Annotated in this window: 19 protein-coding genes and 1 pseudogene; 16 read left to right on the plus strand and 4 right to left on the minus strand. The window is 35.9% G+C overall.

Translation table 11 applies throughout. The features are described 5' to 3' along the window. The first annotated feature begins 537 nt into the window (after nt 1–537). From ABH968_RS00995 to radC, 3 genes and pseudogenes are all read left to right on the plus strand, one after another. Nucleotides 538–1,185, plus strand: coding sequence for a hypothetical protein (locus ABH968_RS00995; protein WP_370041742.1), 648 nt, complete (start codon nt 538–540; stop codon nt 1,183–1,185). Nucleotides 1,186–1,284: 99 nt separating this feature from the next. Further along, nucleotides 1,285–1,878: a Maf family protein gene (locus ABH968_RS01000; protein WP_370041744.1), complete on the plus strand. Its 594-nt coding sequence runs from the start codon at nt 1,285–1,287 to the stop codon at nt 1,876–1,878. Between the two features lie 34 nt (nt 1,879–1,912). Next, nucleotides 1,913–2,368, plus strand: a pseudogene (gene radC / locus ABH968_RS01005) (RadC family protein); the annotation flags it as partial. 87 nt (nt 2,369–2,455) lie between these two features. On the opposite strand, the gene ABH968_RS01010 reads toward radC, so the two are convergent. After that, nucleotides 2,456–3,634, minus strand: coding sequence for a tyrosine-type recombinase/integrase (locus ABH968_RS01010; protein ID WP_370041746.1), 1,179 nt, complete (start codon nt 3,632–3,634; stop codon nt 2,456–2,458). A gap of 109 nt (nt 3,635–3,743) precedes the next feature. After that, nucleotides 3,744–4,217 (minus strand): helix-turn-helix domain-containing protein, encoded by a 474-nt coding sequence (locus ABH968_RS01015; protein ID WP_370041748.1) that lies wholly within the window; start codon nt 4,215–4,217, stop codon nt 3,744–3,746. Nucleotides 4,218–4,358: 141 nt separating this feature from the next. Here ABH968_RS01015 and ABH968_RS01020 point away from each other — a divergent pair, with 141 nt between their 5' ends. The 3 genes from ABH968_RS01020 (at nt 4,359) to ABH968_RS01030 (ending at nt 5,313) form a co-directional block, all read left to right on the plus strand. Beyond that, complete coding sequence (locus ABH968_RS01020) at nt 4,359–4,526, plus strand: hypothetical protein (RefSeq protein ID WP_370041750.1); 168 nt, start codon at nt 4,359–4,361, stop codon at nt 4,524–4,526. Between the two features lie 65 nt (nt 4,527–4,591). Further along, nucleotides 4,592–4,792: a helix-turn-helix transcriptional regulator gene (locus tag ABH968_RS01025; protein WP_370041752.1), complete on the plus strand. Its 201-nt coding sequence runs from the start codon at nt 4,592–4,594 to the stop codon at nt 4,790–4,792. Between the two features lie 248 nt (nt 4,793–5,040). Next, nucleotides 5,041–5,313, plus strand: a complete 273-nt coding sequence (locus ABH968_RS01030) for a hypothetical protein (protein WP_370041754.1) — start codon at nt 5,041–5,043, stop codon at nt 5,311–5,313. Here ABH968_RS01030 and ABH968_RS01035 read toward each other — a convergent pair. Beyond that, nucleotides 5,310–5,579 (minus strand): hypothetical protein, encoded by a 270-nt coding sequence (locus ABH968_RS01035; RefSeq protein WP_370041756.1) that lies wholly within the window; start codon nt 5,577–5,579, stop codon nt 5,310–5,312. The two genes, ABH968_RS01030 and ABH968_RS01035, sit on opposite strands and share 4 nt — an antisense overlap. A 136-nt stretch (nt 5,580–5,715) precedes the next feature. On the opposite strand from ABH968_RS01035, the gene ABH968_RS01040 reads away from it, so the two are divergent. Beyond that, nucleotides 5,716–5,922 (plus strand): hypothetical protein, encoded by a 207-nt coding sequence (locus tag ABH968_RS01040; RefSeq protein WP_370041758.1) that lies wholly within the window; start codon nt 5,716–5,718, stop codon nt 5,920–5,922. Here ABH968_RS01040 and ABH968_RS01045 read toward each other — a convergent pair. Further along, on the minus strand, nt 5,893–6,207 hold the full coding sequence (locus tag ABH968_RS01045) for a hypothetical protein (protein WP_370041760.1): 315 nt from the start codon (nt 6,205–6,207) through the stop codon (nt 5,893–5,895). The genes ABH968_RS01040 and ABH968_RS01045 overlap by 30 nt on opposite strands. 61 nt (nt 6,208–6,268) lie before the next feature. On the opposite strand from ABH968_RS01045, the gene ABH968_RS01050 reads away from it, so the two are divergent. From ABH968_RS01050 to ABH968_RS01090, 9 genes are all read left to right on the plus strand, one after another. Continuing rightward, a complete protein-coding gene (locus ABH968_RS01050) occupies nt 6,269–6,637 on the plus strand; it encodes a hypothetical protein (RefSeq protein ID WP_370041762.1) in 369 nt (122 codons plus the stop codon). A 326-nt stretch (nt 6,638–6,963) separates the two neighbouring features. Further along, nucleotides 6,964–7,494, plus strand: coding sequence for a hypothetical protein (locus ABH968_RS01055; protein WP_370041764.1), 531 nt, complete (start codon nt 6,964–6,966; stop codon nt 7,492–7,494). Between the two features lie 235 nt (nt 7,495–7,729). Beyond that, on the plus strand, nt 7,730–8,638 hold the full coding sequence (locus tag ABH968_RS01060; RefSeq protein ID WP_370041766.1) for a rolling circle replication-associated protein: 909 nt from the start codon (nt 7,730–7,732) through the stop codon (nt 8,636–8,638). Then, on the plus strand, nt 8,635–9,393 hold the full coding sequence (locus tag ABH968_RS01065; protein ID WP_370041768.1) for a ParA family protein: 759 nt from the start codon (nt 8,635–8,637) through the stop codon (nt 9,391–9,393). The genes ABH968_RS01060 and ABH968_RS01065 overlap by 4 nt, the downstream gene beginning before the upstream one ends. Nucleotides 9,394–9,422: 29 nt before the next feature. Beyond that, nucleotides 9,423–10,403, plus strand: a complete 981-nt coding sequence (locus ABH968_RS01070; RefSeq protein WP_370041770.1) for a ParB/RepB/Spo0J family partition protein — start codon at nt 9,423–9,425, stop codon at nt 10,401–10,403. Nucleotides 10,404–10,452: 49 nt separating this feature from the next. Beyond that, nucleotides 10,453–11,010: a Holliday junction resolvase RecU gene (locus ABH968_RS01075; protein WP_370041772.1), complete on the plus strand. Its 558-nt coding sequence runs from the start codon at nt 10,453–10,455 to the stop codon at nt 11,008–11,010. Between the two features lie 21 nt (nt 11,011–11,031). Continuing rightward, complete coding sequence (locus ABH968_RS01080) at nt 11,032–11,265, plus strand: hypothetical protein (protein ID WP_370041774.1); 234 nt, start codon at nt 11,032–11,034, stop codon at nt 11,263–11,265. 24 nt (nt 11,266–11,289) lie between these two features. Then, a complete protein-coding gene (locus ABH968_RS01085; protein ID WP_370041776.1) occupies nt 11,290–11,517 on the plus strand; it encodes a hypothetical protein in 228 nt (75 codons plus the stop codon). Beyond that, on the plus strand, nt 11,517–11,834 hold the full coding sequence (locus ABH968_RS01090; RefSeq protein ID WP_370041778.1) for a hypothetical protein: 318 nt from the start codon (nt 11,517–11,519) through the stop codon (nt 11,832–11,834). The genes ABH968_RS01085 and ABH968_RS01090 overlap by 1 nt, the downstream gene beginning before the upstream one ends. Nucleotides 11,835–12,001: the final 167 nt, after the last annotated feature.

The raw sequence follows: 12,001 nt of genomic DNA on the forward strand, positions 1-12,001 counted from the left end.
ATGGACTATTTGAGTAAAATTGTTCTTTGATCTTTTTTCAGGCGTGTTGATTAGGGAAATATAGGTTTTTATGGGCTGATAAAAGGATTTTTTTGTTGATATTTTGCTAATGTATGCCCATTTTAACTGATTGTAGCGTAGGGCTACTCGACTCCCGCGGGAAAGCGAGACAGACCAGACCCTGCACGGAGCGCAGCGGAGGAAGCGGCTCGACGCTCGCCCGCAGGAAGCCTTGCTCTGCGCGAAAGCGAAGCGTCAGCGACAAAGCGAGTAGCCCGTAGCGGAAATCAGAGCCTTCTAATTAATTAGAGTGGATAAAAATGGTTAATAAACACGCTTGATCTTTTTTGTTTATAGTAAACCTTTCGTTACAAAAATATTTAATTTTGCAGTAAAACTTCGAAAATAACTATTAAATCAAAATGTAGTAAATTCGCATTTACACATCCTTTTATACATATACTTATATATCAAATTGAAACAATATCGTCTTTTCTAAATTTACTTTGATACGTTGGAGAAAGAGGTGATGATCGAATGAAAATTGTCAGTCATGTGATGAAAAAACAAGTATTTCGAGCGATGGTTATTGGAGGTATAGTCGGACTTTTTGGTGTAGCCCTTTTTTTAGGTATTCTTCAAGCAAGTACTAAATTTTCGTTAAAAAATGATAGCCCTGAGGTAGCCAATAAAAGTAATAATGGTAATTCAGCCGGAGAAACAATTCCAACAGCGGGAGGAGCAACAAACGGACCCATGTTTTTTGCAAGTCAAGCAGGGGTCTATTCAAATTATGAAAGTGCGAGCTCGTTTGTATCCGAACATCCTACATTAAAAGAAAGTGCCGTTGTCGAGGTTGATGGAAAATTTTATGTTTGGACAAGTGTGGTAACAGATGAAAATCAGCTTGTCTTTTTAAAAGATCCTGCAACCTTTAAAAAAGCATTTACTTTGAGCGGTGACAGTTGTAAGGAGGCAACGATTGCAGAACTTCCATCTGTACTAGCTGACAAAAATGCAACAAAATTAAATTTTAAGGATAAATCGAAGGATTCTACGTTGCCTGCTGATTGGCAATCTATTGGAGCGGCAGCCTCGTCTATTTCAACCGATATCAGCATCGTTCGCTTACAAGTTTTTGCCCATTACAAATCGAAAAATGCTTGTCTTCAAGTGAAATTTTAAGCACAAAAGATTGTGAAATAAGCATTATCTTGATTTTTAGAAAATTTTCAAATCCCCAATTCTCCGTTATGATAACTAATAAGGAGGAATGGTCAGATAATGTTTAAAACAAATCACAAGCTAGTGCTTGCTTCAGCTTCACCACGACGAAAGGAATTGCTTGCTATGCTATCACTTCCATTCGACATAATAACTAGTGAAGTAGAAGAGACAAGCGTTCAGGCAACTACAATGCAAGATTATGTAAAAGGTGTAGCTCTTTTGAAAACACGTGATGTGGCGAAAAAAGCTCCAAATGCAACAATTATTGGAGCAGATACTATTGTTGTTTATGCTGATGAGCTACTCCACAAACCAAAAAATCGTGAGGAGGCAATTTCTCACTTATTGCGTTTATCAGGTAAGTGTCATGCGGTCATGACAGCTGTTGCCATTATTGAACCTAACGGTAATGAAACTATATTTGTTGAAGAGACAAATGTTGTCTTTCATCATTTATCGCAGGAGCTCATCGAAGCATATGTAGATTCGGGAGATCCATTTGATAAAGCAGGTGGTTATGGCATTCAAACTGCTGGAACCCTTCTAGTAAAACGAATTGAAGGTGATTATAACAATGTTGTCGGCTTACCACTTGCAGCGTTGTTTACGCAAATGGTAGCACTCAATATTATCCAATTTGCGAAGGAGTGAGACTTTTTTGCCAAATGATGTTTTACCAAGGACGATGATACGAGACGTTAATATAGAGGATCGACCTCGTGAAAGACTACGGAGACAAGGAGCTATGAGTTTATCGAATCAGGAGCTACTGGCTATTTTACTAAGGACAGGCACTAAAGAAGAGTCTGTTCTTGTACTTGCCAATCGCGTACTAAGTGTTTTTGAGCGTTTACATCATTTGAAACATGCAACAATAGAAGAAATGGTTGCTATTAGAGGAATTGGTGAGGTTAAAGCCATTCAATTATTAGCGGCAATTGAACTCGGTAGACGTCTCGCACAGAAACATAGCGATGAAAAATATACGATTCGTTCACCTCAAGATGCCGCTACCTATTTAATGCCTGATATGACTTCACTGAACCAGGAGCATTTCGTAGTTCTTTTTCTAAATGTAAAAAATCAAATTATTCATAGACAGACGATTTTTATAGGCAGTCTAAATGCTTCAATTGTTCATCTATAAAATAAAAAAGAAGAAAATCCAGTGGTTTCAGGCGTTAGATATGCGTTGAGATTTCATTAAGTGACCAAAAAGTGACCAATGTTATAAAATATTATCAAATTTCGAAACTTCTTTTAATTTATCTTCGTTGGTTAAGTGACTGTATGTTTGAATTGTTTGACGAATGTCCGAGTGACCAAGCTGCTCTTGAATCACCTTAAAGTTCGAGTTTTTAGCAACCATAAAACTAGCGAATGAATGTCTTAAACCGTGGAAATTGATGTAAGTAAAATTATTACGTTCTAATAATTTTCTCCATTCGTTTGTAATACTATTTAAATGATTTGGATAACCATATGGATTTGTATAAATCAAATCAATTGGTTCTCCTTTTTCATCTAATGCAGGTTCCCAGGCACTTCCGCATTGTTCTTTTAATTGTCTATGCTCTTCGGTAAATTCTTTAATCTCCTCCATGAATTTAGAAGGCACCATTACTGTTCTGGCTTGTCCGTTTTTAGGAGGTCCTAATAAAAATTTTTTATCTTCTTGGTCGTAATGTAATTGAGCATCGATTAAAATTGTATTATTTTTAAGGTCTATACAGTGGTGGCGTATTCCTAAGATTTCAGAACGTCTTAGTCCGAGTACAGCCGCCATTTTAATTGCTATTTTTTGTTTTAACTTAACTTTATCTAATATTTTGAACAAGTTAATTAGTTCTTCTTCTGTATAGTAATATTTTTCGCGATTACGTTTACCATCATTAGGCTCTTTAATACCAGTCATTGGATCATCATCTTTGTGTATCATTTTCCAAGTGATGGCTTTTGTGAAAATGCTTTTTAGAATGAGATATTTACCTTTGAGATTTTTTCTACCCTCAGATATCTCGTGAGCAAAAAATTCCTCAATATGAATAGTTTTGATTTTATTTAATTTCATATTTTTAAAATAAGGAATGATATAATTATTTGCAGTGGTGCTATAAGTTTGATATGTGCGTATACGTAAATTTTTCTTCACATGTAATTCCATCCATTTATCTGTAACAAATGCTTCAAATGTAATGTTATCTAAATGAACGTTTTTATTTGATGTTGCTACCTCTAACTCAAATTCTCTAATCGCTTTTTTGATTGCACGATCAGACAAACTTTTCATACGAGTAGTTTTCGTAAAGCGAATTCTCTTACCTCTCTCATCGTATCCTTCTTCTACAGTGATTTTTATACGATCTTCTCCTTTTTTTGTAGGTTCCAAAATCTCGTAGCTAGCCATGTACATTCCTCCTTAAATTGTAAGAAAGAGTAGCCAAAAAGCTACTCTTTTTTGATTTTAGAAAACGTTTGGCCAAACGTCTAAATCCTATCGATTTTAGTTTTCATTCTTAACTTGTTTCGCGCCTTTGTGAAGCTAATGACTTTCTTGCTTTTTTCTCAGCTTCTAACTCGCGACGATAGCTTCCTAATTCAGCCTCGATTTCATCCTCGACTGTGGCAGCCGTTTCGGAGCGGTTGCTAAACAATTTTTCTACGTGATGGAGTAACGTTTCGCGTACATCTCGATCAAGATCCATATAACCTTTCATGATAGCGATCTCTAATTCCGTGAGATTGCTTTTTTTTGCGTATTCATCCAGTGAAAAAGTTTCAGACTGAACAAACATCTCACCCTCACCAGTTCGAAACCATGTTTCGTTGACGTTATAAATGGAGCAAACAGTCTTGATATGCCTATCCAATATTTCACGTTTTCCCACTTCTAACATTGCTAAAGTAGATTGTCCCATGCCTAGTGATTTTGCGAAATCTGCTTGATTTAATTTAGTGTACTCTCTTATTTCTTTTAATCTTTCAAACATGTCTACACCTCCTTATACATTCAAATTATCACAAATGAAATTATTAATCAATTTTTATTATATTAAATCATTGACATAAATTTCGTTTGTGATAATATGTGATTAATAGTTATCACAAATGAAATACAAGAGGTGGAGCAGATGAACGAAGTAATTTGCAATATAAACGATAAGCCAGCCGTTGAACAAATTCACGCGTTTTTAAGCACGTTGACGGAGCAACAGCAACATGAATTTCTTCTAATGATACAAGGTGCTCAAATTACGATGCGTTTAATGAAAAAAGAACAAGGTGAGTGTATTGCTTAAAAATTGAGTGGATAAATTAATTGGTTTGAAATGAATAGATACTAGGTTTAGGAAGAGGGATCTTGATGAGAAGAGTAAGGACAATAGATAAATTATTAGAATATCTAGATTCTGTTGAATGTCCGATTGGAAAATCTACTATCAGTAAATTAATTAAAGAAGAAAAGATTCCGCATATCAGAATTGCCGATAGAATTTTAATTTTTGATTTAGATGATATCGACAAATGGTTAGGAGGATCAATGCAAGAATACAAAGCAAATTAAATCATCAACATGCAGTAAGTTAGACGTTTGTGAGGTACAAAGCTCGCTCACGTCAAGCAGTTTGTAAAAGGTTGGTTAGCCGTTCCTCTAAGGACTTTACACTTACAAGCTGCTTGATGTGAAGTCATCTTCATACATAACTAATCAAAGCGCTGTGATACCGAGCCAATGACGGTATAAATCATATTCGGACTTATAGCTTAAATGACGGTAGCAACGTTAATAAGAATGTGAGTGAGGTGAGAAGTGTGGAAGGTAAATCGAATAGAGTAGATAAAAGTTTTTTATCCGAATGGATTGAAAAAATTACGAATACACAACAAGAACATATTGCATTGTTGTTAATTCATTTAAAAGAAAAATCAAACAGGTATATCGATTTAACACAAGAATTAACTCGTATAAAAAAATCATTGAGCTACAATTCAGAAACACAAAACTTAGTACATCTAGTGGATATGGCAATTTCTAAAATTGAGGATGAAAAAAATGCCCTCCATATACAGAGGGCGGATGATTAATGATTTTCAATTCTTGTAACAGATTTTGAGTTATAAATAACCGATGGAATATCAATTTCGAAAAAATACTCGGAATTAAAAAGTAATTCAAGGATGCTTGGAATTAAACCATCATGAGTATGACCCCATAGTTCAAACGTATTGCTTTGAGAAGCGTAGTTTAACTTTTCTTTCTCGTTATTGATAGATTTAATACTCATAAAAAGTTGTCCTTCTTTTACTTCTATAGATTTTCCATCAGAAAAATAAATAGTTGCAATATCCATTTTTATCACCAACCTTTCTAGGTGAATTATACCAAATAACCAAAGCGCTGTGATACCGAGCCAATGACGGTATATAGGTCCTTATAGCTGATATGACGGTAGCAACATTAATCAATTAGAAAGAGAGGCGAGATCTTTGGAAAAAGATAAAAAAACCTCACAAGTTGCTGGAACAACAAGTGAGGAGAAGGAAAACAAACACTGTAACTCTGTAGAAGTTGAAAAGGGACTTATTGGTACTCGAATAACTTTGAATCAAGCGCGTGAATGCGTGGGTTTAGAAAAAGTAGAAGATACACAGATGAATCAATTATTAGTGAAGCATAATATAATATCCGGTTAATTTAGTATGGTTCTCAGCTGACACTAATGCCTCAAAGTATATGTTCAAAAGTTTACAAGTTTCTGGGAGGATTTGAATTAACTCTTCTCCTGTAATATCCATTGAAAAATAATTGTTTAATGTACGTGTTAATTCAATAGAGCTTATTTTGTTAAATTTTTCTCCTAAAAATAGCATGTTGTATTTATCCATAGTTTCATGCCAATCTGACGATTTTGAATGTATCGATAAGCTAGCTTCACGTAGTTCTAACAATGCATTTTGGAGAAGTTCATTTTTTGTCATATTTATCACCTACCTTTCTGCTAATAGTTTAACAGAAAGGTAGAACTTAGGAGGAGTAAGGATGATTGAACAGCTACAACAAGCGTACGAAGCGGGTCTGAAAAATCTAGTGTTCGTGAATTTTTCAACTAAGTCAGTTGTTGGAGGTGATGGGATGAAAGAAAAGGATTTAATAGAATTGGAACTTTCAAAAGAAATAGCATGTTGTGAGGATGTTATGACAGCGATTAATTGGCATTTGCGTGATGGTGATTATGACTCAGTGAGGGAACGTATAGCAGTATTACAAGAAAGTGTTTCTAAAATCGAGCACCTAGAAAATCAGATTAAAGCACAACGTCGTAACAATTTATTTGAGACTGCTAAACGATTATGCAAACAAGGAAATCCAGCGAAAGTAGTTAAATTAAATGCAAATCCAAGTTTATGACATAAAAAACTGCTTAATCGTTGTAGCGATTAAACAGTACGGTCTAAAGCGTCAGATTTAGATTAATCCGATTATAACAAGAAGCGGATAAAGTGTCTAGCAAGGCTTATCCAAATGATGGACAAGTCATTAAAAATCAATAAGGGGGTACATTCCATTGAAAAGACCACGCAATTTAACAAGACAGGAAAAAAGAATATATAGCTAGTTTTCGTTTAAATCAAAAAGTTAACGGATAGTTGGTTGATTGTTCATCGTGAAACAGGACGACCACGTACTATCCCAGCACCGTAATAAATGAATGAGCTTGAAAAGGGGTGAACAAAGTGACTAAAAATCCTTATGACTATTACATTACAGATGATGATTATGCAATAGCTAAAAGGAATGGCATTAGTCGTGAATGTGTAAATGATCGTATCAGGGGACGTGGATGGAGCAAAGAAAGGGCGCTTAATACACCTGTCCAAAAGAAGAATAGGTTTTCAAGAGAAATTTTGGAAAAGGCGAAAAGCAATGATATACAGTTACAAACTTTTCGTGAGCGAGTTAGAAGAGGATGGGATATAGAAAGTGCAGCGACTGTACCACCTATTCCCCGCGAGGAAAGAGTTAAACGCTCTGTTTCAACAAGAAGAGTTTATCCTGTAGAAATAATCAATCTAGCAGATAGTAACGGGATATCTTACGGCACTTTTAAAAATAGGGTGAAAAAATTAGGCTGGGATATAACGACAGCAGCTACAAAGCCTATCATGACCAAACAGGAGGCTTTAGCTTCTGCTAGGAAAAAAAGTTCATTCCATATGGGTGTTGAAATATTTTGGAACACAAAACAGAAAAAGAAGCCTTTGTGAGCAATCGCAAGGGCTTTAAAAAAAGTAAGTAATACTAATTCAAAACATAAAAAAACGCCGTACCCACCTGACCAGTTAGTACGGCTCATTTGACTTTTGCCAAATATCTTATAGCTAGTATAGCAACCTTCATGGCAAATAGTCAATTACGTCCTTGTAATGGATATTAGGTTTACGACCACAATCCAAAACTAACAAGGTTAATAGATTATTAACGCAATGGGAGAGAGTAGCCATGAAGAATAAAAAGCATAAGGTGAAACATGTTTTAGCAGCATACGAAGAAGAGTTTGGTGAGTCAGAGCTTACGGAAATGCGCGAGGATAGCTTACTAAACAAAGTTATTGCTGGGTATCGTGTGAAAAGTATTTGGAGTGGTCCTGTTTTAGAGATAGAAGCGTACCCGTATTGGAAGATACCTCAAGGGAAACGTGTAAAGAGGGATAAAAATAGCAGCAAGGCACAAGCAAAGCTGAATGAAAAAAATAGACAAAAACATGTAGCAAGATTGATAAGTGTGAACTTTAGAAACTATCACGATTTATACATGACAATTACGTATGATAGCCACAATGTACCAGAAGACCATGCGCAAGCTAAAAAGGATATGCAGAACTACATCAGACGATTGAAGAATTGGCTAAAGAAACAAGAGCAATATGCTGATTTTGAGTTGAAATATATTTATACAACAGAACATACGCGTAACGGCGAGAAGGTGCGTGCACATCATCATATGGTGACTAACTTTCCTGATAGAGAAATGGCTGAATTTCTGTGGAATAGAGGGAGGGCGAGTTCGGATCGTTTAGATTCGAGAGGTGAGAGTTTCAAGCCGTTAGGAACGTACTTGGTTAAAGAGCGAGGGCCAAAAACGATGAAGAGCTATACACCTAGTCGTAATCTCAAAAAACCTAAAGTAACCGTGTCGGACACGAAGTTAACGCGTAGACGTGCTGCTAAAATCGCAACAGAAGAAATTAATGCGCAAGAGATTTTTGAAAAGATATATAAAAATTATCAATTCAAAAATATGAATGTGTCATTTTCGGATTACGTAAGTGGTGCGTATATTCAGGTGGAAATGATGCGGATAGATACAGTGGAAACATTAGTAGAAAAGAAAAGGAGATTGGATATATGAAAATTATTAGCATAATCAACCTTAAAGGCGGAGTGGGTAAAACCGTATCTGCTATAAATATTGCCTATACATTAGTGGCAGCACATGGCAAAAAAGTGCTTTTGATTGATAACGATAAACAGGGGAATACCTCTAAATTTTTTGATTTGCATAATGACGATGATAAGAGTTTAGCAGATTTGCTGACAGATAGAGAGTGCAGCATAAAGAGCGTTATTAAGCTTACGACATACGAGGGGCTAGACATTATTCCCGCTAATATGAATTTGCTACGAGCCAACAAAGAAATACTACTAGACGTATCGCGCCCACAACAAACTAGACTACGTAAAGCCTTAGCGCAGTTAAATAATGAATACGATTATTGCATTATTGATAACGCACCAGACATTAATATGACAGTCATTAACGCTCTTGTAGCTTCTGACGACGTATTGGTGCCAATTAAAGTGGATAAGTTTGCGTTTGATGGTTTAGAGCTACTGGTGGATCAAATAGAAGATGTCAAAGAGTTTAACGACAACATTGTTTTTAAAGGCTGCTTCATTACGATGTTCCAGAAAAATGGTGTAAATGTTCAGGGGAACGAATATTTGGCTTCATCCACAAGTTATCCACTTTTCCACACTGTCATTAGAAAAACGGTAAAGGTAGATGAAACAACATTCATTGGAAAACCACTCCTAGACTACAAGAAGTCAACTGCTGGACAAGACTATGAAAAATTGGTCAAAGAATACCTAGAAATGTGCTAGTTTCGGACACAAAAAGGAGGGACGAACACATGAAATTCAATCTAAGCCAGCTAATGAATGAGAAGTCAAAAGAAGCGGTGGAGAATGAAGGGTTTGCTTTCAAGATAGAGCATATTTCGATTGAGAAGTTAAGACCATCCGAAATGAATAAGTACACCGTTGAAGATGTAGCAGAGCTTAAAGCCAGTATTGAATTAATGGGGCTTCAACAAAACTTGTTAGTTCGTGAGCGGGATAGAGGTTTCGAGGTCATAAGTGGTCACCGTAGATTAAAAGCTATGCAAGAGTTGTATTCAGAAGGAAATGAACAATTTAAAAAGATACCATGCAAGATTATGAAATCAATGGACGATATTCAAGCTGAATTGCAACTCATATTAGCCAATTCCACAGCTAGAGAATTAACCGATGCTGAAAAAACCTATCAAGCAGCACGACTACAGGAGCTACTTAATAATTTAAAGAAAAGTGGTTATCAAATATCAGGGCGAAAACGAGCGATCGTTGCGCAGCTCATGAAAGTATCTCCTGCGCAGGTTGCACGTATGGAAAGCATCAATAAGAACCTTACAACAGAGTTAAAAGAGGAATTTACCAAGGAAAACATCAATATTACAACTGCCTATGAGTTGTCACGCCTTCCAGAAGAAAAACAACAAGAGGTGTTAGTCGAGCAGCGAGAGGAAAGTAAACCACTTACGCCAGCTATAGCAAAAGAGAAGCGGCAGGAAGTCATTGAGTCGGAACAAAAAGAAAAACCTATGACGCATGAATTAGACAGCTATCCAGATGAATTTGAAGCGGTAATAAAAGGGTTGAAAACATTTGTATGTGGTTTCAATAACAGAAACTTCCGAGTAGGAGACAAATTGAAAATAAATGAGTTTGATCCTGAAACTATATTGTATACAGGCAGTTCGGTAGAGGTTAGAGTCATTTACTTACAAGAAGGCGGAGAAAACGGCATTCCAGAAGATTACGTCATCATGAGCATTAAAAAAATTAGATAACAATAAGCGCTCATATATTGAGCCGCACTTGCAGAAAGGATTGAAAGCATTGAGAAAAACATATAGCAGAAGTCACGCTAATAGAGGCGCGAAGTTAGAAATTTTAGTAGAAATGACAAATAACCAATATCGAAACGCTTGGTTAGCAGATATTAGAAAAGTACCTACGCCAGTAAAAATTTTAAATACTGAAGGAAACAAAGTAACAGGACATCTTGATACACCGACATGGGTTGACTATAGCGGCATTTATGAAGGACATTCAATCATCTTTGACGCAAAGGAAATCAAGTTAAAACGTTTCCCTTTGAAAAACTTATCACCACATCAATATCAGCTATTGAAATCATGGAATAAGCATGGAGCAGTTGCATTTTTATTAGTGGCTTTTTGGTTGGAAGGTAAAAATGAGCCAGAAATTTATGTGTTGAGTTTCAAACAATTAGAAGAGGCATATGAAAACCAAAATGCTGGACGAGGTTCTAAATCAATCTCGCTCGATTTCTTTAGAGAAAACTGTAAACGTGTGAAATCGGGAAACGGCATTCCTGTTGATTATTTAGCAGCGCTCAATTTAGATCGGTCGAAAAAGTTAGTGCAGCAATAAGGTGTAAGGAGCGTGTTGGGTATGTCCTTAATTCAACAGTTAAATATTTTTGATTGTGATACTAGCATTCAACAGAATGATTGGATATTTCAACGGTTAGAAGCTTTGCAAATCGAGCGAGCATTACATGTAGGAGAACTGCAAATTAGCAGAACTGAAAGATTCTATGTCGTAGAAAAAGAAGCGGAATTTGAAGAGGTCTTTAGGGATATCGAACGTTGTTATGAATTTATAAATCGAAATTTATCACATTAAAAATTTTGTAAAGGGTGAATCATGATGGCTGAACCATATTGGAGTGCTAAACATGGTGGATATATCAAGTGTCCTGTCGAGGATTGCAACCATATAGGTATTATCATCACGACAGCACACTGTCGATTAGCGCATAACATGACACGCGAAGAAGTGCGAAAGAAATACGGTCTTCCGATAAGTGTATCGAAACTAAATCGAAAGCAGATTGAAAGTTTGAAAGGAAAAGTGAATCAAAGGGGAGATCACTAATGATAGATATAAGAACAAAACGACTAGTGAAAACGCGGAAAGAGCATACGTGCTTTGGTTGTACAAAAATCATAGACAAAGGTAAAAGTGCGGTAGCTTGCACTGCCAAACAAGACGATCAGCGCATGAATTTTCATTTGCACGAGGAATGTAACAAAACAATCATAAAGGATAATTGGTTTTCAGGAAGCGGTCTATATTATGGCTGTATCAAAGAAGCGAAGAAAACATTAGAAGACGCAAACAACATTAAATTCACTCCTGATGAAACACTACCTTTCTCTATGATGAAATTTAACAACAAGGCGGGGGTATAAGTATTGAAATTTAAAAAATGGTTGGCGTTGCCGCTGAAAAGACGATTAATGGTAATTAGTAATGCAATTAATTCAACTGGATTTTTTAAACGATGAAAATTAAGTAATAATCGAAAGATATTGTGCAGTAAGGGGTACAAGTTGTTTTTAAAGTTAAAGTTGGATTT

This window comes from Lysinibacillus sp. RC79 (assembly GCF_041262405.1).
Taxonomy (GTDB): Bacteria; Bacillota; Bacilli; order Bacillales_A; family Planococcaceae; genus Lysinibacillus.

Excerpts from the sequence above, each read along its gene's own strand:
- ABH968_RS00995 (WP_370041742.1), top strand. The coding sequence starts at position 538 with ATGAAAATTGTCAGTCATGTGATGAAAAAACAAGTATTTCGAGCGATG.
- ABH968_RS01000 (WP_370041744.1), top strand. The coding sequence starts at position 1,285 with ATGTTTAAAACAAATCACAAGCTAGTGCTTGCTTCAGCTTCACCACGA.
- ABH968_RS01010 (WP_370041746.1), bottom strand. The coding sequence starts at position 3,634 with ATGGCTAGCTACGAGATTTTGGAACCTACAAAAAAAGGAGAAGATCGT.
- ABH968_RS01015 (WP_370041748.1), bottom strand. The coding sequence starts at position 4,217 with ATGTTTGAAAGATTAAAAGAAATAAGAGAGTACACTAAATTAAATCAA.
- ABH968_RS01020 (WP_370041750.1), top strand. The coding sequence starts at position 4,359 with ATGAACGAAGTAATTTGCAATATAAACGATAAGCCAGCCGTTGAACAA.
- ABH968_RS01025 (WP_370041752.1), top strand. The coding sequence starts at position 4,592 with ATGAGAAGAGTAAGGACAATAGATAAATTATTAGAATATCTAGATTCT.
- ABH968_RS01035 (WP_370041756.1), bottom strand. The coding sequence starts at position 5,579 with ATGGATATTGCAACTATTTATTTTTCTGATGGAAAATCTATAGAAGTA.
- ABH968_RS01045 (WP_370041760.1), bottom strand. The coding sequence starts at position 6,207 with ATGACAAAAAATGAACTTCTCCAAAATGCATTGTTAGAACTACGTGAA.
- ABH968_RS01050 (WP_370041762.1), top strand. The coding sequence starts at position 6,269 with ATGATTGAACAGCTACAACAAGCGTACGAAGCGGGTCTGAAAAATCTA.
- ABH968_RS01060 (WP_370041766.1), top strand. The coding sequence starts at position 7,730 with ATGAAGAATAAAAAGCATAAGGTGAAACATGTTTTAGCAGCATACGAA.
- ABH968_RS01065 (WP_370041768.1), top strand. The coding sequence starts at position 8,635 with ATGAAAATTATTAGCATAATCAACCTTAAAGGCGGAGTGGGTAAAACC.
- ABH968_RS01070 (WP_370041770.1), top strand. The coding sequence starts at position 9,423 with ATGAAATTCAATCTAAGCCAGCTAATGAATGAGAAGTCAAAAGAAGCG.
- ABH968_RS01080 (WP_370041774.1), top strand. The coding sequence starts at position 11,032 with ATGTCCTTAATTCAACAGTTAAATATTTTTGATTGTGATACTAGCATT.
- ABH968_RS01085 (WP_370041776.1), top strand. The coding sequence starts at position 11,290 with ATGGCTGAACCATATTGGAGTGCTAAACATGGTGGATATATCAAGTGT.
- ABH968_RS01090 (WP_370041778.1), top strand. The coding sequence starts at position 11,517 with ATGATAGATATAAGAACAAAACGACTAGTGAAAACGCGGAAAGAGCAT.